Raw genomic sequence first — 20,725 nt, 5'->3', positions numbered from 1 at the left:
GGCTTACCGGGTTTTTGCGGCCAGTTCTTTCGCCTGTTCCACAATCTGAAGTTTAATGACCTGCGTCGGCGTCAGGCCGAGAATCCGGCCCACCGTTTCGGGGCTTCTGGCGGACAGGTCGGTATAGGTGAAGATACCGGCCTGGTTGAGCTTTTCGTTGTAGGCCTCGCCGATGCCCTTGATGACCAGGAAGTTGTCGTCGAAGACGGGCTTCTGGTATTCCATCCGCAGCTGCTCCACGACCTGCCCCCGCACTTCCCGGCCGATTTCGGTCTTCGTTTCCGCGAGGACCTCTTGGATCCTCCGGGTTACCAGCTCTTCCCATTTGCCGGAGAGCCCTTTTTCGATGAGTTCCGGGATCTGGTTCTGAAGGCGCGCCATTTCCTCTTTCATCAGGACTGCGGCCTTCTCCTTGATGCCCCGTTCCACGGCGGCGTCGACATCGGGGATCGCCGCCAGGAGTTCCCCTTTGAGGCGCTCTTCCCTCTTGCCCTGCTCCTCACGGACGGCGGTCACCACGGAGTCGTAAAGCTCCTCCTTGATCCGGGACAGGTCGGGGATGGCGTTCTCCGGCAGCTTCCCTCCGAGGACCTCGGAGAGCTCCTCTTTCGTCACGTAGGTGTTGTTCAATTCCGTCAGACGTTTCTCCAGCGCTACCGCGTCCAGGAGGTCGCCCTGGGGCATCGTCAGTCGCTCCTTGAGAACTTCCAGGGCCCTCAGGCGCGAATGGATCTTTTCGAAATCAGCGATCTCCCCGCCGGTTTTGAATTTCTCCGCCACCTCGACGGCCGTCTGCACATCCGTCCGGATCGTATCGAGACTTCTCCGCAGGGCCAGGACATCGTCCCGGCCGTCGCCCAGGGTCTGCACCTTGAGGCCCACCTTGGTCAGGGTCGCTTCCCGCACGAGATCCCGGGTCGCCACTTCGGACAGGCGTGTCCGGACTTCGCCGAGATTGCGGTGGGCTTCATCGGCGCGCCCGCCGACCTCGTCCACCTTGCGCTCCAGCAGCAGCATCCGCCGCACCGCCGACGGATCGGCCAGGGGGCCGCTCTCCACGAGGGAGCGGAGGCGGGCATTGAGCCAGCTCAGGGCCACCTGCTCTTCGTGGGTGTGGGACGGCACCGTTTCGTCCTGTTCGTGGGTCAGGATATTCCGGGTCAGTTCCATCAGGACCGACACCAGGGTGTTCCAGGCCTCAGCCGTCACGGGTTGTCCCGGCTTGACCTGAGAAAGGGGTCCCAGCAGCTCAAGGAGCGCCTTGAGGCGATCCAGGTCGGAAGCCGTCGCCATTATTTACCTCCCCCGCCTTTTGCCGCACCGACGAGCGTTCCCAGCTTGCTTCCGCCCGTAGCGGTGGTCTTGCGATAAGTGGAAATCTCCTGCTCCGTCGTGGTCACCGCGCCGGTATCGGAATACTGGGTCGCCACAGCGATGGTGTTCTTGACGGACTCGGTATTGAGGAACTCCCCGGCCTTGTCGCCCTTGGCGACGGCCATTTCGTTGATTTCCGTCAGCAGGAAGCTTCCCGCATTGGCCAGCTTGTTCGTGAAGATCGTCGTGTCGGTTTGAACCATATCCTTGAGTTCGTTGATCCGCCCCTTGACCCGGTCCCGGATGGCCTGCGAGGCCTCCGCCGCATCGAGGACATTGTCGACCTTCCGGTCCAGGTTCTCCGTCTCGATCTCCCGCTGCAGCTCCACGAGGGACTTGCCGAAGGCCTCGGCAAAGCGCCGGATATTGCCCTGGACCTCGGCGATCTTCTCTCCGATTTCCGGATGATCGTGGCCCCTGGGCGAAACGAGCTGCGTGAGCTGCGCCACGGCATTGGCGAGATCGGCCACGCCGTTGACCAGCAGGTTCCAGTCGGCGCTCTTGATGGCCTCCCCCGGCGTCTTGCTGCCGATGGGTCCCAGCTGCCCCTTGACCGTGGCCGCCGCCTGCTGTACCGGCGTCAGATCCGCATCGGGGACATCACGGATCGGCGCGTCCTTGAAAAGGGTTTCGGGAATCGGGATGGGAACCACCGTGGGGGGGATCTGCGGGAAAAGCCGAATCCGCTTCTGGACGATGGGATTCACCAGGTTCGGATGGACCACCTTCATCTGGTAGTAGCCGTCATCGAGGTCCGCGACCGTCAGGGTCCCGTCGAGAAAGGGCTTGCGCTCCACCGTTTTCCCCGTCGATTCGTTGACCAGCTGAATCACCGCGTCGCGGTTGGCAGCCGGAAACCCCGTCATTTTGAATTGAAACGATGCCATAGGGACACTCCTTTTTTAAACTGTTCCTTATCGGAGAAAGCCTTCCTGTTTTATGTCTAGAACCACTGGAGATCGCCGTAGGGGAAAGAGACGTCCCAGAACAGCGTCAGTTCATGGTCGTTGCCCTTGGTCAGCGGCGCAAAGGTCACCCGGTTGTAGAGGACCGTGCCGCCTTCGCCCTTGGAGAGCAGACCCGCCTCGCGGATCGTGCCCACGGCGGAGGCATTGGGCATCGTCCCCCGGATCTTCACCGTGACGAGGCGTTTTTCGGCATTGACCGCGATGGAAAAGGCCGTCGCGGCCAGCTCCACATCGGTTTCCCCCGTCAGGGCCGGGATCTCGCCGACGGCCTCGTTTTTCAACCCGGCCAGGGAAAAATCGTCCGGCGTCGCCGCATCGCTGGTCCCCACGGCCATGTGGGTAATGGGCGATCCCTGCCCGGCGAAGAGGCGGGCGATCAGTTCTCCGCCCCCGCGCATCACCGAGTTTTTTGAACTGCGTTCCGCAAGGGGTTTCCCCTGCGCGTCCAGAAGGAGCATTCGAACTTTTCCCTGCATGGTCTTCCCTCAATGGAAAATAGAGTAGTTTAATCCCGTTTTTTCAAACATGGCCCCGATGGCCGGTTCCTGGTCCGTCCCCGTCGGTCCTGCAGACTTGAAGCGCTTGGGTGTGGAGTCCTTGAGATAATCCCGCTGGAACTGGACTTCCTGCAGTTCCAGAAGCGTCACCTTGCCCTGGACGCCCGCCGCTTTCAGCTTGTCCACCCCTTCCTGAAGGGAGGAGGCGAGGGTTTCCCGTTTTTCCAGGGCTTCTTTGATCTGCCCTGCTTCGGAGAGCATCAGGCCGGCGGGCAGCTCGATGGAAAAGCTGGCCGGTTGTGCCTCCTCGTAGGCCACGAAAATCTGTACGAGGGCATCCTGGCTGAAGAGGCTCGAATCGAAGGCGCTCGAATCAAAGACTCCCTGGGAAATGTTCAGGGCCGCCAGGGCCGAGAGGTACCGGTCCAGCCCCTGTTCGTCGAAAAGGGCGCAGGGGAAGAACCAGAGTGTATTTTCCCCCCGGTTCAGGGTCATCGCCCGGGCGGGGGAGGCGATGGCGTTGCTCTCAAAAGGGGTCCCCGGCGAAAAATCGGCGATGGACACGAGGCGGTCGCTCACCTCGCGGTCCTCGAAGGTGCCCGTTGCGGTGCCGTCCTTTGCGATATCGATCCACAGCCGTTCCCCCTGACCGATCGTCCCCTTGTAGATCAGGGCCTGGCCTGTCGTCACGTTGGCGATCAGCGGCACGTATTCCGGGGCGCCGGAAAGATTCTGCAGCAGGAACCGGATTGGGACGGGATCGAGGCCGCGATTGACGACGGGAAAGAGCGCCAGGGGCTGAAGAGCCGAAGGCCCCGCAGGCAGGATTCTCCTGCGGCCCGGATTCTCGACAAAGGCGGCCGCGGACGGATCGGGGAAATCGGTCCACAGGGTGAGGGGCGGGACGGCCGAGATGGCGACGGCCCGGGAATAACGCTCCACGTATTCTTTCACAAAGGACTGAAGGCCGGCGACGGTCACGCTTCCTGAATGGCGGAGCCAGGCGTTTCGGAGGGAATGGACCCAGGCGCGGAATTCATCGGTATCCTGCCAGGGCTGGGCTTCAATATCGAGGAGGCGGGCCAGCCGGACCACATCCTCCCGCTTCCAGGCCGCATCAAACCAGTGGCTCTGGGCAATAAGGCGCCCCAACTCGTCGAGAATCTCCAGCTGTATGGCAGGCTGCGTCAGGACGCCGCGAAGGATCTCTCCGTCACGGTAGAGCTGCGGCATCCGGCCGGTCATGTCGTCGAGATGGGCCATGATCAGACGCCTCCCTCCCGGATATCCAGGTTAACGGCCTGTTTCTCCATCGTCTCCCCGGCAGCGGGGACATACTGGCCCTGAGCGTCGGCGAGCTGCATAAAGGTGTCGCCCTTTTCGATGGTGATCGTGGCCTCGTCCCGCACGAGGGCGTACCGGGAGTCGTCCCGGATGGAAGCGGCCATCGTATCGACGGAAACAGGGGTCGAGGGGCTCCGGCTGGTAAGATAGGCCGCCAGTGCGGACTCGATGGCACTGTGCGCCTGGGCCTCGGTGACGCCTGCGACCAGGTGGAGCGGCAGGTAGAAGGTCGCCTTGCTGCTGACCGCCTGCGCCGCGGCCTGCTCTTCGGCGGCGACCTGGGCAAAGGTAAAGGGCTTTTTGACCTCGAAGACTTCATTGCTTTCCAGGGAAAGATTCTCCTGGGCCTCCTTGCCGGGAACGGTCAGCCGGACCTTGGCGTCGGCGATCCGCGCGTCGGCGAGGAGAAGGGCCGACATGCGGGCCTGGCGCGCCGAACCGCCGGGGGGGAGATCCGCCAGGTATTTTGCGATGGCCGTCTCCACGGAGGTCTTGAGGGGGCCCAGTTCAGACTGCGAAACGCCCTTGCCCGTCAGGGTCAGGTCGATCTGCACCTCCAGGGGCCTTTTCGCCGCTTCGCCCGAAATCACCCGGATGCCCGCGGGACGGAGTTCCCGGATTCGGTCGGCCACCAGGGCGCGCACCTCCGGCGTATCTTCACTGTAGGAGACCTCCACCCGCACTTCGCCGGCAATGCCGTTGGGAAATTCAACGATATTGACGCTTTTGACTCCCGGGATGCTGAGGAGACCGTACTGCAGGGCGTTGACCGTGCCTCGCATCACGCCGTGGAGCGCGCCGGCGGCGCGTCGTCGCAGGTCGTCGTCGCTTTCGGCGGCGCTGCTCTTGGAGGATTCCTTGAGATTGGTCACCTCCGCGATGCCCGCAATCAGGGTTTCGAGGCGGTTGAGTTCTCCGGGGGCGACTTCCCCCGTCCCCGGCTTCTCCCCGGCGGCCAGGACCTCGCGGCTGCTCTCGTAGGGTTCGAGAACGAGGGCCTCCAGGGTCAGGTACCGGTTGTTTTTGGCATCGACGATGGCCGTGTCGGCGGGGATCGAAATTTGTCCGGGGCTGGCCGCGTTGCGGGAGAAACGGACCTTGACGGTGGGATGCCCCGCCGGCAGCCTCTGGACGCCCACCAGGGCGACCACTTTATCGAGGGACGGACCCGTGGCCGTTTCGAGATAGGCCGACTTGTAGATGAAGTCGAGGGAGAGATCGCTCAGGGCCAGCTCCCGGGCGAAGGTTTCCATCAGGGTGCGGACGACGGATCCCACATTGAGGTCCGTCAGCGGCGTCGGATCGGCCGAGACGGGGTAGTAGTTGACCGAGAGGATCGAAGCCGTTTCGGGGTGCTGTTTTCCTTTCCGGAAGCGGATCGTGTCGAGATTGTTTTCCGAGCCGTCGGAGGCGAAGAGCTCGTAGTCGGCCGCCGTATAACGGATCTTCGTCCTTTTACCCTGCTCGTCGGTCCGGATTTCTTCCACAAAGGAGACGCGCCGCACGGGCCGGGAGGAAAGTTTTTCCGTAACGTGCTGTCCGCCTGCCTCCAGGACCTTGACCTGCTCCCGGACAGTTCCCGAGGTCAGGGTGGTCAAAAGGTCACGGACAATCTCCTCATATGTACGGGGCGAAAAACTCATAGGGATACCTCAAGAGAAATGGCGAGGGGGTCCTGGCTGTTCAGGGGTTTCACCTGGCAGCTGAAGACCAGGTTGTCGTTGGATTCCGCCGTCTCGTCAAACTGGAAGGAGACGGCCTTCGGCTCGATCCGGGGCTCCTGGGCCAGCGCTTCCAGGACGAAAAGCCGGCACAGGTTGCGGATGGCCCTTGTTTTAGGCCGCCCGATGAGCTCGCTCAGCCGGGAACCGTACGCGGCGTGTCCCAGGGACGCCAGGGAGCCCCTGGGTGTCAGGAGCCGCAGGATGATCGCCTGGGCCAGATTGTGCCGATTCTCCACGACGGCGATGTCTTCCAGCGAAGATCCGGCTTGGGCCTTCCTGGAGGTGTCGGGTCTGCTGAAGACGGAAAAATCGACCTCCGCCGCGTCATGGGCCGTCAAATAAGGGAGGACACAGATGTCCCTGCCGAGGATGTCGTTCATGTTTTCCGGTTCGCCCTTTCTCTCTTCTTCCTTGAGTTCAACCGATGAATACCGTTCCTGCCGCGACAATCTGCCCGACAGGCAGATCGGACGGATCGTTGCAGGTTTTCACGCTGTCGCTGCTCCGTGCCGCCGCCTTTCCCCCGATGAAGACGGTGGCGCTCCCCATGAAAACTTCACCGGAATTGGACGGGGGCTTCTGGAACCCTGTTCCCGGGGGTGTGGGAATATGGGCCGGCGAATTGGCGGCCGTCGATCCTTTTACGGCCGCCGGCTGCCCGCCGATGGAGACCGTCGCGACGGTCCCGCCGTTCAGCGCGCCGCTGAAGGCGTGGGGCAGAGGCGTCGGCACCGGCCCACCCGGAGACGGGACCATCACAATGTGCGTATCCACGGCCACAGCCATGCTCTGTGCGTTTGCTGCCGGCAGTCCCATCAGTTGATATCCACCTTTGCCCCTTTGATCTTCAGGTTTCCCTGGGCCGAGATCTCGATGTTGACTCCGCTGAGTTTCAGATCGCCCTGGGACGAGACGGTGATTTCCCCGTCTTTCTTCATCGTCAGAGTCGACCCCCCCGCGGCGATTTCCGCCCGTCCTCCGCCGGCTGAGGTCAGGGTTGCTTTCAAATCGCCGACTTTTATCTCAACCTTGTCCTTGACGCATTCAATGGCCACATCGCTGTCCACCTTGAGGGAGATGGTGGGCGTCTCCCATTTCAGCTCCAGATTGATTTTCGGTTCGCCGCCCCCCGGCGGCAGGCGCAGGACAATCTGGCCGTCGGCATTCTCGGGTGGTTCCAGGTCCGGGGAATAAAGCCGTCCGACGACGACTCCCGCGGAAATGTCTCCGTTGGCGAACACAACAACCACCAGATCGTTGACCGCCGGAAGGGCGGCAAATCCCGCAGCGTAAACGGCTACGGGGACGCGGGGCAGGAGAATGCCCGTATCGCGCATCTTGACGGTCACGGCATAGTCTTTCGCGCTGCTGTCGGCGCCGTAGGCCTCGGTGACGATGCCGATGCCGGCTGTTGCCCGGGAATTGACTTCATGGCGGGCAATCCGGGCGATGCTGTCGTAAAGAATCGCGCTCATGATGATAACAGTCCTCCGGCAAGGCCGGCCAATCCGCCGCCTCCTGCGGATTGCCCTCGGAAAATCGTCCGGCTTCGGCCGGAGGGCCGCACCTCGTGAACGATTCCGGTCACGATCCAGGGGCCCGGACTCAGGCCGTCCGGAGCATCGGAAATCTCCAGGACGGAGCCAAGGCGGAGCTCCGGATTGAGAAGGCAGTGCCCTTCAGCCCGGGACAGCCCCCTTCCAGCCTCGCCGTTGAGGGCGTCACCGGCATCGGAAGCCGCCGAGGGCGTCCGTAGAAAGGCATAGGGCAGCCAGCGCATCTTCGCGCCGGGAGGCTGGGCATTTGAAGGCAGGGAAACCACCGTCTGGCGCAGGGCGTCGGGGGCGCTTCCCGAACCTGCCGGGCCGTTTCCGATCGCCGCGAGATCGGGCCGGTCCTTCTTCCGCTCCTGAACCTGGTAGACCAGGATATCCCGTCCGTAGCGCAGGGCGCAATCGGCGGAATCGCTGATCTTCGGCGCGGACAGTTCGTTGCCGCTGCTCACGAAGGCCAGGCAACCCGACAGCCGGGCCAGGAGGGCCGCATGCTCACCTGCGGTCCGGTTCTGTTCCACAACATAGGCAGCCAGATCCAGGTTGGCGTCGATCCGGCCCGTCGGCAGGCCGGTGTCGCCTGCCAGGGCCTGAAGGATCTGTCCGCTGTTCTGGCCTTCATAGGTCGCAGCCGGCCGGCAGGCATGCAGATCGGCGGATCCGTCGCTCACGGTCACGGCGATGGCCGTTAACGTCCGCTCGACGGCCTTGATTGTTCCCGTCAGAACCGTTTCCGTTGAATCTCCCGCCGTCAGCCCGATCTGTGCACTCTCGCCGGGAGAGGCGGAAAACGGGACGGTTGACGGCATCACGGCGACGGCACTGTTGACGCCGGGCAGAAGGGACAAGCTGACCCGCAGACGCCGCACATGCGAATCATAGCGGCTGTTGCCCAGCACCAGGGAGATGCCTACGGGAAATGCCATGTTGCCTCCGTCTTGAACCGAAGTCTGCCCTTATCACCAGTTCGAATGTCAATGCGCCCTTCGCCGGCTCGAACGCCCATTTCAACGCGCAGGGACTCTTCGCTCCCCCCGCGTCCGTTCCTATCCGCCGAACAGGCTGCTCAGCGAGGACAGGGAATCCTTGAAGGCCGATGCCAGCGGCGAGACGCTGTTGCTTACGTCCTGGATGGGCTGCAGGATGCCGCCGACGCTCAGCCCGTCGAGCCCGGCCAGCCCCTCAAGGGCATCCAGAACGCCCAGGGCGTCGTTTAGGGCGCCGGAGAGGTCTCCAGCCAGGTCCGTCAGATCCCCCATGATGTCCGTGTCAAATCCCAAATCGCCAAGGCCGAAGTCGTCCAGTCCTCCGAACCCGGAAATCTGCGCCGGAGGGGGCAGCGGAGGGCTTTCCGCCAGCCAGATCTCGTAGGAGTACCGACCCTGCGTGGCCACTTCCTGGGAGCAGGAAAACCCCTCGATGACCACGTTCTGGATGTCAAGAGCGGAGGTGATGTCCGCCGAAAAGGTCAGTTCCTCCCCGTTCTGAGCCGCCTCCTGGAGCGATGAGAGCGAATCGGAAGCCGTTTCCCCGTAAAGAAGGCCCCGGATGGTGATGCGATGGGACGGGCGGGCGGCCCGCTGCTGAAGCTCCCCATCCAGGCCGGGAATGACGCTGGAAAGATAGCCGCCATCGATGCGGTGCTCAACGTGCTGAACATAATCGAGAGAGATCTCTCCCAGCAGCGGAACGGGTCTGGCGGGCGCAGTATCCGGCATCAGTCAATCCCCCTCAGGTCCGCTTCCGCCGAGAGCAGCCGGCCGATCCCGTCGGCTAGTTCCGCCAGATCCAGATCGTCCAGGGAGGAGAGAATATCCCTTTCCACATCTGCATACGCCCTGGCTGAAGAAGAATGGGCGGAAAGCCCTGGAAATTCTCCAGCAGGCACGGGGGAGAGTCGCTGGTGGTCGCAAGACGGGTAGAAGCCTTGAATCCTTCCTTCTGGAGATGAAAAACCGGCAGGAGTCCGGCCGGTGTGGTGACCGGCAGGAAGGGATCCCCTCATCGGAGCAAGCCGGGCCTCCTGTTCCGACCGGGCTTCCTGGTAGGAAGGTCCAGGCCCCGTTAGCTCCGGCGCACGGCTGTCCATAAGCCCGGATGCCGACGTCCATCCGGGTTGGAGATCCTCTTTGAACGGCTTGTTCTCGGTCCGCTGAACCGAAAGCCCTGAAGGCCGCCTGAAAGGAGGATCCTGCGAAGGGCTCCTGCCCGGAGACCTTTCTCCGGCCTCAATCGGAGCAACAGCACGGCTCCGCCTTTCCCCTCCGTTTCGTTCCGAATTCTCCTCCGAAGCGGGAAGCCCGCGGGGCCGGATGCGGTCCGGGTGGGCATCCCACCGGCCACTCCGGCCGGCCGACGGCGGGGCCGCCGAGGGATCGCAGGAGAGGGGTTGCTCGCGAAGCTGAACCGGGGTTCCGTTCCTGGAGGCGGCGGGGTCGCTTCCGGCGGAAAGAGGCATGCCCGGGCTCGAAACGGCGGCGGGGTCGCTTTCCGGAAAGCGAGGAACAGAAGGGTCGTTCATGGTGTTCGTGGAGCCGGGCAGGCGCCTTCCGGACAGCGCGGCTGGATCCTTTGAAAATGCCGGAGTTCGGCCGGGGAAAGATCCGGCCGATCCCTGCGGAATCCATGGAGGTTCAGCCGGAACCAATCCTGCCGGAACGACCGGGGCCTTTCTTGCCGGATTCAAGAGGCCCCATGCCTCACCTTCTGCTTCCGTCGGCCGGGAAAGAACGTCCTCTCTGAGCCGCATCATCGCGTCATCGGTGCGGTTGAGGAGGAGCGACGCCAGTTCGAGGATGATCGTCTCCACATCATCCGCCCCCTGGCGGGGAAAGACGATCCGCTTCCATCCCGCATCCCGGGAGCTCAGATCATAGGCCATCCGGTCAATCTCGATGGCCCTTTTTTCATTGATGGCTTCCTCCGGCCATCCCGTGGCAGCGCTGACGGCGGCAACGGTCCGGGAGAGGGTCGGGGCGTCGATATCGCCTCCGGCAAGCACCAGAGCCAGCGCCCGCTCATCGGGCGAAAGCGCTTCGGCGGGAGAATCCGTTGCCGCGTGGACCAGAAGATCGGCACAGAAACCGGGAGGATCGTCGGCCAGAAGGGCATCGATCAACAGGCGGGTGCGCTCTCCGAAGCGAAGGGGGCGGATCACGGAACCGGAACGGCCGACAACACGAATCGATCCGTCATCGCCCGCGGGAACAAAGTGCACCCGTTGTGATCCAATCATCGCTTCGCCGGATTCCGGCGCGAAGATCAACGGCATTTCTCTCCTCCTGCCAGAAAGCCCGAAAGAAACTACGAGGAGGCGATTTCCTCGCGGATACGCGTTGCGCTGAAGGTGTACACGGAGCTTCCCACGCTGCCCACGCCCATTTCGAACGTCTTTTCCATCAGGTAGCAATCATCGAAGGACAAGGTCATACTGGTCGCGCCGTGCCTGAGCTGAGCGGTCACCTGGAAAACGGTATCGCCTGTAATGGCGTTGATCGAGGGCGCTGTTGAATTGACCTTGATCCGGCCTTCGACCCACATCGGGCCGGCAATCTGGCCGATGCGTTCGGCGTTTCCCACGGCGAAAACATTTTCCCGCTGCTGAACATGGCGATACTCAATCGCCTGAACGCCTTCGATCGCCTCGCCGTTGATGAGGACCACGCTTTCATTGGCTGCAAACAGTGTCGGCATAAAAATCTCCTTTGGTTCCTAGTTTTTCACGCGGATGGTCGCATAGATGTAGTCGATGGCACGGACAGGGCGGACCGCGATGTCGATGCGGACGATTCCCTGGGCAAAGTCCTGCTGGGTCGAGTAGACATCGACGATAAATGCCGGGTCCTTGCCGTCCGTGGAGGGGACAAGCGCACCATCGCGCTCCATGCGCAGGAAGGTTGCGATCAACTGCTGCTTCAGGGCGATTCGGGCTTCCTCCGTGTTGAGAATGCCGATGAAATTTTCCGCGATGGCCTTGGTTTCCCGGATGGCCTTGTCGGCGACGCGCGTTACGGAAACCTGATCGCCGATGGTATTGATCGCCTTGAGGACGACAATGCCCCGTCCAGCCCGTTCCTGAATCACGCAGAGGTTGATCGTCGGCCCCAACAGGCGGTTCAGCTCGCTTTCCCGGTAGGAGGCGGCCGACATCCCGTGCAGGGGGATCGTCTTGAAGGTTGGCGATTCCTGAACGTCCATCCGTCCGATCATGCCTGCGAGCAGCCCTTCGGCCTGAGGCGGGGCGGCGAGGACAAACCGGCGGTTGCGAACCGCGGAGGCGTGGTCCTTGATCTTGTCCAGACTGGTGGCCTCTCCGGCGGTGACCGATCCAAAGGCAATGCGGGGAGCGCCGCTGTCCGACATGGAGACGGCGTGGGAAAGGAGCGCCTGATGAATCGTCGCCACATCGGCATCCGTCCGCGACGGTTCAATGGCTGCGCAGACCAGGTCGATGCGGGTATCGTCACTCAGCAGATCAATGGCGGAACTGACTGCGGCGAGGGAGGGGGAAGTGCCGTCGGTGAAGGGAACAGGGCCGCTGGTGGCGACGGGCAGGGCCTTCCCCGCTGCAAAAGAGCTTTCCGGGGTGACGCGGATCAGCTTGCTGCGTGTCAGCAGAACATAGGGGAGATAATGGTCGCTGTCGGGATTCATGACCAGTTCGGAGAACTCCTCCTGCAAGGCGGTGCCTTTGAAAACCTTGATCGTGACCGTGTTGGCCGGGATGGCGGGAAGGGTGAGGACGCAGTTCAGTCCGTTGGGGTCTGCGTCTTCCGCCACCAGAAGCCTCAGCAGCGTTTTGACGCCGTCCTTGACGGGAACGGGAATCGGAGCGCCGGCAGCGCTGAAGGAATAGGTCCCGGCCGTGGGCAGGTCATCCTCGAATCCCGCATCCAGAGCCACCAGGAGCCTGGATGAATTGTTGACGACATTGAAGAGGTCATCCGCCTCACCGGGGGCAATCCGGAGATCCGTGAAGGTTTCCTCGCTCCTGCCGTTGACGATGACGTCGAGATTGACCCGGACGACCGCCCCGTTTGCATCGAGGATAGTCCGCACTTCCGCCGCCAGGGCCGTACCCCAGGACCGGTTGAAACGGCATTTGAGAAGGACGCAGGGCTCGGAATCGACATTCAGCAGGGAGAGGCTAGCCGGGCTGCCGCCCGACACGGCGGAAACAACCAGTTCCGAAGCGCCGTTCGAAAGGGCGTCAACGCCCTGCTTCAGGCTGTAAAGTGACCCGGGCCCTAAAAGATCACGCAGTTCGGAAATTTTTGTAACGCCGACCAGTTTCCCGTTTGCCGGAGGCCGGTCCACAACGCCGGCGATGCCGACAATCCCCGATGGCGCCGGTTGTGGGGGAAGAACATCGAAATATGCCTTAACATTGACTCCTGGAACAATGAGAGTTGCCATACTTCCTCCTACTGGTTGATGTGGATTGCAAACGCTTAACTTGCCGATTTCAGGTACGATATTTATCTGAACTACGATACTTCCTGAACGGATCCCCCAGTGGAGGATCGTCCCGTGGATGGGATGGAAAACCTGTCTTGCCTGCTTGGGTGCAACTAAAAGTCGATGTAGAGTAGAGCAAGGTTTCTGAAGAGGTCAATACCTGAAAAATGGTATTTTGTCTAGGAGTTTGGCGTAGGGTTTTCTCCCGATCACGAAAAAGGGCGGTTTACCAAAATCATTTCCGGAATACTTTCGGGTCGGTAGATGAATTCTTCCTGATGGGCCTGTTACCGTTCTGTGCCATGGCGATGCACAAATTTTCTTTGGTGATTCTTCCCTTCAACGGGAAAGCGATTTCAGCCCCTCAATATATGAGGAAAAAATTAGATGATACTCTTTATATAAGGACATAAAAGAGTGGTTAATGCAGCCATTAGGCACATGGATGATTTGATCTGCGCCAAATTATTGCGATAAAATAAGGTTTTTCAGGTATTGACCCACGTTAAAACTCTGCTACCGTTAAAAAAAATGTTTGCCCGGCTTGGGGTTCGAAAGGCAGGGGCACCGTAGAAAGGAAACTCCGGCTGCCAGGAGAAGGTGTCGCATGTTCCACACCGGCGGTTTTTATGGGGCCGTGCCGGTGAGAAGCGTTCATTTCTTAAGGATATGATGTGGAGAGGAAAAATATGGGAAGGAGGTGTTGTGGGCGGAGGAAGAAGGCGGAAATGGAGGCGTATGAAATGCCTGTTCGGGGCTTTCATATGTGAACGAACACAACCTTAACAAAGCGAGAATGCTTCTCTTATCCTGTTGCCGCCAAAAGCGTGAGGGCGGACATGGCTTTAAGAGCCTCAAAAAAAAGAAGGAGGTAACCATGAAAAAGTTTGTCTTGATTCTATGCGCCGTACTGAGCTTTTTTGTCATCAGCAGCGCCAACGCCGCCACGTCTTATGTCGGGGTTTGGGGCGAACGCTTCGACCTTAATGTCATCAACAATTTTTACAACACCCTGCCTGACGTAAGCTCCTCAACACTGGGCGGTACCCTGGACACCGTGGATTTGACGGGCATCAGCCTGCTGTGGGCCGTGCAGCCGGCCGATTCCTACACGGCGGCCGAAATCAGCACGATGCAGTCCTTTCTGGCGGGCGGTGGACGGATTGCCTTCATGGGGGAGCACGGTAATTATGCCCCGGCTGAAAACGCCCGGATTACGGCAGCCATCGCGGCCCTGGGCGGACACATTTCCATCAACACCGACTATCCGGATGCGGGATACCGCGATGCGACCCGGGCCAACGGACAGATCCTGGACCATCCCTTAACGGCGGGCGTCAATACATACAATTACGCCTGCTTTGCATCGCTCAATCTTTCGGGTCCCGCCCAGAAGCTGATGCTCGGTTCCAACCTGTCCGATGTCATGATGGCCTACGAGAACATCGGCGACGGCAGCATCTTTGTCATTACGGACCAGAATGTCTGGGACAATGTCTATGCCACTAACAATGACAACAAGGTGATGTTCGAAAACCTGCTTCTGGCCCAGACGCACCCAATTCCGATTCCTGCAGCGGCTTGGCTCCTGGGATCGGGTCTGGTGGGAATTCTCGGCTTAAGGCGCAAGCTGGTAAAATAGGCCATTTCTCATCGGGTTGAATCTGCTTGAAAAGCGGTGGAATCTTCAGGGAATCCGCCGCTTTTTTTATCTTCGATAAGGAGTGAGCCCGGGGCAGCAGCTCCCTGTGTCCGTATGATTTCTGTCCCTCCTGTGGCGTTCTTTCAATGGTTCAGGTCGTTTACCTCGCTTTCCCCTCTGCCGTCAGATCCGCATCAGCCCCGCATGGAGGCCGTCGGGGGGATCCGCCGTCCACGTAAGGATGAAATGGAGACGCGACAGCAAAAAAACTCAACCGTCAGTCCCATCAGCATGGGATCGAAATATTGATAAGGATTTCAAATCTTTGAATGTCCAGACCCTGACGGTTTCCGTGTCACGGCAACGATAGTCGGTGCTTTTTCAATGCCAGAGCGCTTTCTCTGTGAAAAGATTGCTTGCATAAAATGTCGCGATGTTATAATCACATTGTAACTTTTTATTTAAAGGAGGAGGAAGAAGTATGGCAAAGTTATATCCAGAGGAATTTTACAACTCAGCAGATTGGTTCGTAGACAGGCACGTCAGGGAAGGCCGTGGCGACAATATTTGCGCGTACACGGACAAGGGCAACTACACCTATCGCGATATTCAGAAAATGACCAACAAAATGGCCAACATGTTCAAAAATCTGGACATCCGGATGGGCGACCGGATCATCATGATCGTTCTGGACACTCCGTGGTTTTACTCCACGTTCTGGGGCGCCGTGAAGATGGGGGCCGTTCCTGTTCCCTCCAGCACCATGCTCACGGCCAACGACTATGAATACTACCTCAACGACAGCCAGGCAAGGACCCTGGTCGTATCGTCGAGACTTCTCCCCGTCGTGAACGAGATTGAAGAACTCCGCTTCCTTAAAGATGTGATTGTAGTGGATGATGACGGCGTCTTCTCCACCCCGTACAAGCAGATGTATAGCGCGGCAAAAGAGGAATTTGAAACCGTGTTCACCTCGGCGGACGATGTCGCCTTCTGGCTCTACACCTCCGGCACCACCGGCGGTCCGAAGGGGGCGGTCCATTCCCAGTCCGATATGCAGTACAGCGCCGAGCATTATGGACAAGATATTCTCAAAATTACGGAAAAGGACATCTGCTACTCCGCCGCCCGGCTCTTTTTCGCCTACGGCCTCGGCAACGCCATGTTCTTCCCCATGTCCGTCGGCGCCGCAGCCGTCCTGAATCCCGATCCGCCCGCACCGGCCCATGTGTTCCGGCTGGTCAGCCAGTACAAGGCGACCCTGTTCTTCGGCGTTCCGACCCTCTTCGGGCAGATGCTCATCGCCCAGGAAAAACTGGACAAGGAAAATCCGGGGGCTCCCCACGCCCTGCAGACGCTTCGGGCCTGCCCGTCCGCCGGCGAGGCGCTTCCCCCCGACCTGTACCACAAGTTCGTGGAACGTTATGGCGTGGAAATCCTTGACGGACCGGGTTCTACGGAAATGCTCCACATCTATCTGTCCAACCGGATCGGCGCCATCAAACCGGGCTCCAGCGGACAGCCTGTCGCCGGTTATGAAGAGAAGATCATGGACGACGAAGGGTTGAACGAACTGCCTGTCGGCGAAGTCGGCAACCTCTGGATCAGGGGGAGAAGCTCCCTGCGGTATTACTGGAGAAAGAGAGACAAAACGGCCAGCACCGTCATCGGCGAGTGGATCAACTCCGGCGACAAGTACTACAAGGATGCGGACGGCTTCTTCTTCCCCTCCGGCCGGGCCGACGACATGCTGAAGGTCGGTGGGATCTGGGTGTCTCCGCTGGAAGTTGAAAACTGCATGAGGGAGCATGCCTCCGTCATGGAGTGCGCCGTGGTCGGCGCCATGGACGACGAAAATCTTGTAAAGCCGAAGGCCTTCGTCGTTCTGAATCAGGGATTTGCACCTTCACCTGAACTTGAAAAGGAACTGAAGACATGGGTTCTCGACCGCCTTGCCAAGTTCAAGTATCCCCGCTGGGTTGTCTTCATCGATTCGCTGCCCAAGACGGCAACCGGGAAGATCCAGCGCTTCAAGCTCCGCTAGAATTGGGATGAGCGTTTCAATCTCGTAAAATGCACAGGGGCCGCCTTTTTAAAAAGGCGGCCCCTTCTTTTGGTGCGCCCAGCATGGCCGCGGTTCGGTCCCCGTGGGAATCTGCCAGTCCCGCCGGGAACTGCCGGTGATAAGGCGCTGGATACAACGGGAGGCAGAGGCGCTCTCTGCCCGGATTCCCGGTGAAACCTTTAAGCGCCTGAAAATAACCGTCTTACAAACAGAAAAGGGCCGCCTTTGGCAGGGCGGCCCTTCATTATTGTTGCGATTTTCCGTTATGGATTAACGGAGTTTGAACCTCTGAATCTTGCCCGTGGCCGTCTTGGGAAGCTCATCCATGAAGACGATCCAGCGGGGATACTTGAACTTGGCAAGGCGGTCGAGAACCCATGTCTTCAGCTCTTTCTCGAGTTCCTCCGATGGGGCGAAGCCTTGTTTGAGAACCACGAAGGCCTTCGGTTTGACCAGGTTCTTGTCGTCCTCCGCTCCGATGACGGCGCACTCCATGACGGAGGCATGTTCCCTCAGGCAGTTTTCCACTTCCAGCGGAGACACCCAGATCCCACCGACCTTCAGCATGTCGTCGGCCCGGCCTGACGGCCAGAAGTATCCGTCCGCATCCTTGTAGTACTTGTCGCCGGTGTTGATCCATTCGCCTCTCACCGTGCCGGCTGTCTTTTCTCTCTTCCTCCAGTAATAGCGGAGAGAACTGGCTCCCTTCGCCCAGAGGGTTCCGATCTCGCCCACGGGCAGTTCGTTGCCGTCGTCATCCACAACCTTCACGTCATAGCCGGGAACGGGCTTTCCGCTGGAACCCGGTCTGACATCACCGATCCGGTTGGACACGTAGATGTGAAGCATCTCCGTCGATCCGGGACCGTCGAGAATCTCGACGCCGAAGCGATCCTTGAACTTGTAGTACAGGTCGGGCGGAAGGGCCTCGCCGGCGGACGGGCAGGCGCGGAGTGTTGAAAGCTCATGAGGCGCCTTGGGATCAGCCGTTGCCCCGCCTTCCTTGTCCTGCTTCAGTTTGTACTCCAGCATCTGCCCGAAGAGGGTTGGAACGCCGAAGAACAGGGTCGCCTTGTAGGAGCTGATCAGCCGGAATGCATGGGCCGGCGTGGGGGGATCGGGGTTGAGGACCGTTGCGGCGCCGACGGACATGGGGAAGAACATGGCGTTGCCGATGCCGTAGGCGAAGAAGAGCCGCGCGGCGGAGTAGCAGATGTCCTTTTCCGTAATCTGGATAATTTCCTTCCCATAGTGATCGGCGCTGTACTGCATGTCGGACTGGGAATGGACCGCCCCTTTCGGACCGCCGGTGGTGCCGGAGGTGTAAAGCCAGAAGGCCACATCGTCCTTTGTCGTGAACACGGTCTGGAATTCATCCGATGCCGACGCATAGATCTGTTTGTACGGAGGCTGAAAGGCGCCTTCGTCATCCACAACAATGACGTCCCTGAGGAAGCGAAGTTCTTCGATGCCCTCAATGACCGGCAGAAGTCGCGACGAAACCACCAGGGTCCGGGCCTGGCTGTCGTTGAGGTAATATTCATAGTCGTCGGATGTCAGCATGGTGTTGGACGGTACAGGGACGGCCCCCATCTTCACGGCGCCCCAGAACGTGGAGTAAAACCACGGAGTGTCCAGAACGATCATGATGATCCGGTCACCCATCCGGATGTCCAGCTTCTGGAACATGTTGGCCATCTTATTGGTCATTTTCTGAATGTCGCGATAGGTGTAGTTGCCCCTATCGGTGTAGGCGCAGATGTTGTCGCCGCGTCCTTCCCGGACGTGCCTGTCTACGAACCAATCTGCCGAGTTGTAAAATTCCTCTGGATATAGCTTTGCCATGAACTCCTCCTTCTTCGAATGGTTGATCACATTGTGATCACATTTTCAACAGCCTCAAGTTAAGGCAATAAACCTGCCAGAGAGAAAGAAATGGCTCTTTATTGACGTTCGGAAAAGAAAGGTCCTCCGACGGGCATGAACCTGAAAGTGAAGATGCAAATAGCCATATAAATCAAGAGATTAATGCGTTGACTCCATCGAGGTGAAGCGCTTCGGAAATCCCCGTCGACTGCCATGCGTTCCAGGAGGCCGCCGGAGTGTTGAATGGGAAGGAATTTGCTGCGGAAAAAGGGAGATCTATCCGCAATCTATTGATTATAAAGGATTAAAAAATATTGACCCTTCGATTTGGCGCCAGAGATGGAACGATAGGTTTCCAGGAAGGGGAGAAAACCGGAAACAAAAATTTCCAGTGGAACGTTTTGCTTCCGCCTCTTTCTTTGCAGGGGGTCAGCCCAGGGAATATTTCTTTAGTTTCTTTAAGACCGCCGTGTGGGATATGCCCAGCATACGGCCGATTTTTCGTGAATTCTTGTATTTCTTCAGGGCCTTGGACAGCATGTCCTTTTCAACGCTTTCCAGAACTTCTTTCAGGGTTGAAAAGGCCTCGTCTTTCCCTTCCTCCCGGGTTTCGGCCGGATCAATGGGCTGTGCGAACGATGAAATATTCTGTTCCGTTTCCGGAAAGTCCATATTGATCAGATTTCCCGAGCAGGTGATCACCAACCGTTCGATATAGTTTTTCAGCTCACGGATATTCCCGGGCCAGTCATACATCTCGAACTTTTTAAGCAAAGCGGGAGCCAGAAATTTTTCGCCGCCGTACTTGCTGTTATATTGATTGAGGAAATAATCCACCAGCAGAGGGATATCCTCGACCCGTTCCCGCAGGGGGGGGATGGTAACCGGCACGACGTTCAGCCGATAAAACAAGTCCTCCCGGAATGTCCGCTCCGCAACCAGCCTGCTCAAATCCCGATTGCTGGCGGCTATGAAACGAAGGTTTACGGAGATGACCTTGGTTCCTCCCAGGCGCAGAAAGGATCGATCCTGGATGACCTGGAGGAATTTCACCTGGAGATTCAAAGGCAGGTCCTCGATTTCATCGAGGAAGAGCGTACCGTCGGCTGCCAGCTCAAAAATTCCGGGCTTGCCCTCCTTGTTCGCCCCGGTGAAAGCGCCCCTGTTGTATCCGAAGAGCTCGGACTCCAGGAGATGTTTCGGAATCGCCCCGCAATTGACCTTGATGAACGCCCCCGGCCGCTTGCTCCAGACGTGGATGAGCTTGGCAAGTACTTCCTTGCCGACTCCCGATTCCCCCTGGATTAAAACGGTGGCCTCGCTGTTGGCAACCCTACGGGACAATTCGAGAATTTTGTACATGGCGGGAGATGCGGTAATCATTCCCTGGGAGCGCAACTCGTCTTCGAGCATCCTGTTGACTTCCGTCTGAAGATGGCTGCTCAGTTCGCGGGATGAGGCCAGCTGCTCCTGCAGGGACAGAATCTCGGACATGTCCCTGGCGTTGGTCACCATTCTCAGGATATGCCCGTCGTCGTCGAACACGGGCGTCGAGGTGACCATGACTTCCTTCCCAGTTCGAATTTTCTGGATGCCCGTTGTGATCCTTTTCCCCTTTCGGGCGAGGCTTTCAATGGATTGCCCGAAAAAGTGGCCCTCCTCGTAGAGGGACTCCATTTTATGGCCGATAAAATTCTCAGGGGGTAGTTCGGTGATCCGGAGCAGGGCGTCGTTGATTTTCAGCACGTTTCCTTCCCCGTCGGTGATGAGGATTCCATCGTAGGAGGAGGCGATAATATCTTCCAGCTCCTCGTTCAACTTTTCCCGGGATTTCAGCTCCGCCCTGATATGATCCAGCTCCGTGATGTCCTGCAGCAGGATCAGCGTTTTCTCCTCGAAACCGGATCCCAGTCCGGAGAAGGCCTTTGCGGCAAGCAATCTGTCACGGCGTGAAAATCTTTCGGACGGATTGTTCTTTCTTGAATCCAGGAATACCCGCAGATCGGCAAGCGACGGAATGGACTGCAGGGGGGTTCCGATGATCCGGGCGTCGATTTCCAGCATCATCTGCGCAGAGGCATTGCATGAAACGACAATCCCCTTTCCATCGACGACCAGGACCCCGTCGTTCATGTGGTCAAGAACCGCTGGAAGAATGGGATCCGTTTTTAAGGCTTCATCATGCCAACAGGAAATATCGGGCAGGTAATTCATGAATAATCTCTAGATCCTTCC

The 20,725-nt window shown here is 59.2% G+C and carries 17 protein-coding genes; 2 read left to right on the top strand and 15 right to left on the bottom strand.

Annotated elements, in window-relative coordinates; all coding sequences use genetic code 11:
- Window positions 1–3: 3 nt before the first annotated feature.
- From AB3175_RS05325 to AB3175_RS05265, 13 genes are all read right to left on the bottom strand, one after another.
- Window positions 4–1,293 carry a hypothetical protein gene (locus AB3175_RS05325; RefSeq protein WP_367359911.1) on the bottom strand — a complete coding sequence of 430 codons (1,290 nt, stop codon included), beginning with the start codon at window positions 1,291–1,293 and terminating at the stop codon, window positions 4–6.
- Complete coding sequence (locus AB3175_RS05320; RefSeq protein WP_367359910.1) at window positions 1,293–2,261, bottom strand: hypothetical protein; 969 nt, start codon at window positions 2,259–2,261, stop codon at window positions 1,293–1,295. Before AB3175_RS05320 ends, AB3175_RS05325 begins: the two co-directional genes overlap by 1 nt.
- Before the next feature lie 56 nt (window positions 2,262–2,317).
- Window positions 2,318–2,818: a hypothetical protein gene (locus AB3175_RS05315; RefSeq protein WP_367359909.1), complete on the bottom strand. Its 501-nt coding sequence runs from the start codon at window positions 2,816–2,818 to the stop codon at window positions 2,318–2,320.
- A 9-nt stretch (window positions 2,819–2,827) separates the two neighbouring features.
- Entirely contained in the window at window positions 2,828–4,102 is a 1,275-nt protein-coding gene (locus AB3175_RS05310; RefSeq protein ID WP_367359908.1) for a hypothetical protein, read from the bottom strand.
- 2 nt (window positions 4,103–4,104) lie between these two features.
- Complete coding sequence (locus AB3175_RS05305; RefSeq protein WP_367359907.1) at window positions 4,105–5,826, bottom strand: hypothetical protein; 1,722 nt, start codon at window positions 5,824–5,826, stop codon at window positions 4,105–4,107.
- Entirely contained in the window at window positions 5,823–6,287 is a 465-nt protein-coding gene (locus AB3175_RS05300) for a hypothetical protein (protein WP_367359906.1), read from the bottom strand. The genes AB3175_RS05305 and AB3175_RS05300 overlap by 4 nt, the downstream gene beginning before the upstream one ends.
- 37 nt (window positions 6,288–6,324) lie before the next feature.
- On the bottom strand, window positions 6,325–6,723 hold the full coding sequence (locus AB3175_RS05295; protein ID WP_367359905.1) for a PAAR domain-containing protein: 399 nt from the start codon (window positions 6,721–6,723) through the stop codon (window positions 6,325–6,327).
- On the bottom strand, window positions 6,723–7,382 hold the full coding sequence (locus AB3175_RS05290; RefSeq protein WP_367359904.1) for a phage baseplate assembly protein V: 660 nt from the start codon (window positions 7,380–7,382) through the stop codon (window positions 6,723–6,725). The genes AB3175_RS05295 and AB3175_RS05290 overlap by 1 nt, the downstream gene beginning before the upstream one ends.
- Window positions 7,379–8,386: a hypothetical protein gene (locus AB3175_RS05285; RefSeq protein WP_367359903.1), complete on the bottom strand. Its 1,008-nt coding sequence runs from the start codon at window positions 8,384–8,386 to the stop codon at window positions 7,379–7,381. Before AB3175_RS05285 ends, AB3175_RS05290 begins: the two co-directional genes overlap by 4 nt.
- A 120-nt stretch (window positions 8,387–8,506) precedes the next feature.
- A complete protein-coding gene (locus AB3175_RS05280; protein ID WP_367359902.1) occupies window positions 8,507–9,178 on the bottom strand; it encodes a hypothetical protein in 672 nt (223 codons plus the stop codon).
- Complete coding sequence (locus AB3175_RS05275) at window positions 9,178–10,731, bottom strand: hypothetical protein (protein WP_367359901.1); 1,554 nt, start codon at window positions 10,729–10,731, stop codon at window positions 9,178–9,180. The genes AB3175_RS05280 and AB3175_RS05275 overlap by 1 nt, the downstream gene beginning before the upstream one ends.
- A 32-nt stretch (window positions 10,732–10,763) precedes the next feature.
- A complete protein-coding gene (locus AB3175_RS05270) occupies window positions 10,764–11,153 on the bottom strand; it encodes a hypothetical protein (protein ID WP_367359900.1) in 390 nt (129 codons plus the stop codon).
- Window positions 11,154–11,171: 18 nt separating this feature from the next.
- On the bottom strand, window positions 11,172–12,875 hold the full coding sequence (locus AB3175_RS05265; RefSeq protein ID WP_367359899.1) for a hypothetical protein: 1,704 nt from the start codon (window positions 12,873–12,875) through the stop codon (window positions 11,172–11,174).
- A gap of 919 nt (window positions 12,876–13,794) precedes the next feature.
- Here AB3175_RS05265 and AB3175_RS05260 point away from each other — a divergent pair.
- Both AB3175_RS05260 and AB3175_RS05255 read left to right on the top strand, forming a co-directional pair.
- Window positions 13,795–14,559 (top strand): DUF4350 domain-containing protein, encoded by a 765-nt coding sequence (locus tag AB3175_RS05260; protein ID WP_367359898.1) that lies wholly within the window; start codon window positions 13,795–13,797, stop codon window positions 14,557–14,559.
- A 481-nt stretch (window positions 14,560–15,040) separates the two neighbouring features.
- Window positions 15,041–16,603, top strand: coding sequence for a benzoate-CoA ligase family protein (locus AB3175_RS05255; protein WP_367359897.1), 1,563 nt, complete (start codon window positions 15,041–15,043; stop codon window positions 16,601–16,603).
- A gap of 291 nt (window positions 16,604–16,894) precedes the next feature.
- Here the strand turns inward: AB3175_RS05255 and AB3175_RS05250 are convergent, their stop codons facing one another.
- Window positions 16,895–18,469 (bottom strand): benzoate-CoA ligase family protein, encoded by a 1,575-nt coding sequence (locus tag AB3175_RS05250; RefSeq protein ID WP_367359896.1) that lies wholly within the window; start codon window positions 18,467–18,469, stop codon window positions 16,895–16,897.
- Window positions 18,470–18,919: 450 nt separating this feature from the next.
- On the bottom strand, window positions 18,920–20,704 hold the full coding sequence (locus tag AB3175_RS05245) for a sigma 54-interacting transcriptional regulator (RefSeq protein ID WP_367359895.1): 1,785 nt from the start codon (window positions 20,702–20,704) through the stop codon (window positions 18,920–18,922).
- Window positions 20,705–20,725: the final 21 nt, after the last annotated feature.

The sequence above is a fragment of the Syntrophus sp. (in: bacteria) genome (assembly GCF_040768185.1).
Lineage (GTDB): Bacteria > Desulfobacterota > Syntrophia > Syntrophales > Syntrophaceae > Syntrophus > Syntrophus buswellii.
The sequence above is the reverse complement of the archived record's forward strand: the minus strand, read 5'-3'. Positions and strand labels throughout refer to the sequence as shown.

Excerpts from the sequence above, each read along its gene's own strand:
- AB3175_RS05325 (WP_367359911.1), bottom strand. The coding sequence starts at position 1,293 with ATGGCGACGGCTTCCGACCTGGATCGCCTCAAGGCGCTCCTTGAGCTG.
- AB3175_RS05320 (WP_367359910.1), bottom strand. The coding sequence starts at position 2,261 with ATGGCATCGTTTCAATTCAAAATGACGGGGTTTCCGGCTGCCAACCGC.
- AB3175_RS05315 (WP_367359909.1), bottom strand. The coding sequence starts at position 2,818 with ATGCAGGGAAAAGTTCGAATGCTCCTTCTGGACGCGCAGGGGAAACCC.
- AB3175_RS05310 (WP_367359908.1), bottom strand. The coding sequence starts at position 4,102 with ATGGCCCATCTCGACGACATGACCGGCCGGATGCCGCAGCTCTACCGT.
- AB3175_RS05305 (WP_367359907.1), bottom strand. The coding sequence starts at position 5,826 with ATGAGTTTTTCGCCCCGTACATATGAGGAGATTGTCCGTGACCTTTTG.
- AB3175_RS05300 (WP_367359906.1), bottom strand. The coding sequence starts at position 6,287 with ATGAACGACATCCTCGGCAGGGACATCTGTGTCCTCCCTTATTTGACG.
- AB3175_RS05295 (WP_367359905.1), bottom strand. The coding sequence starts at position 6,723 with ATGGGACTGCCGGCAGCAAACGCACAGAGCATGGCTGTGGCCGTGGAT.
- AB3175_RS05290 (WP_367359904.1), bottom strand. The coding sequence starts at position 7,382 with ATGAGCGCGATTCTTTACGACAGCATCGCCCGGATTGCCCGCCATGAA.
- AB3175_RS05285 (WP_367359903.1), bottom strand. The coding sequence starts at position 8,386 with ATGGCATTTCCCGTAGGCATCTCCCTGGTGCTGGGCAACAGCCGCTAT.
- AB3175_RS05280 (WP_367359902.1), bottom strand. The coding sequence starts at position 9,178 with ATGCCGGATACTGCGCCCGCCAGACCCGTTCCGCTGCTGGGAGAGATC.
- AB3175_RS05275 (WP_367359901.1), bottom strand. The coding sequence starts at position 10,731 with ATGCCGTTGATCTTCGCGCCGGAATCCGGCGAAGCGATGATTGGATCA.
- AB3175_RS05270 (WP_367359900.1), bottom strand. The coding sequence starts at position 11,153 with ATGCCGACACTGTTTGCAGCCAATGAAAGCGTGGTCCTCATCAACGGC.
- AB3175_RS05265 (WP_367359899.1), bottom strand. The coding sequence starts at position 12,875 with ATGGCAACTCTCATTGTTCCAGGAGTCAATGTTAAGGCATATTTCGAT.
- AB3175_RS05260 (WP_367359898.1), top strand. The coding sequence starts at position 13,795 with ATGAAAAAGTTTGTCTTGATTCTATGCGCCGTACTGAGCTTTTTTGTC.
- AB3175_RS05255 (WP_367359897.1), top strand. The coding sequence starts at position 15,041 with ATGGCAAAGTTATATCCAGAGGAATTTTACAACTCAGCAGATTGGTTC.
- AB3175_RS05250 (WP_367359896.1), bottom strand. The coding sequence starts at position 18,469 with ATGGCAAAGCTATATCCAGAGGAATTTTACAACTCGGCAGATTGGTTC.
- AB3175_RS05245 (WP_367359895.1), bottom strand. The coding sequence starts at position 20,704 with ATGAATTACCTGCCCGATATTTCCTGTTGGCATGATGAAGCCTTAAAA.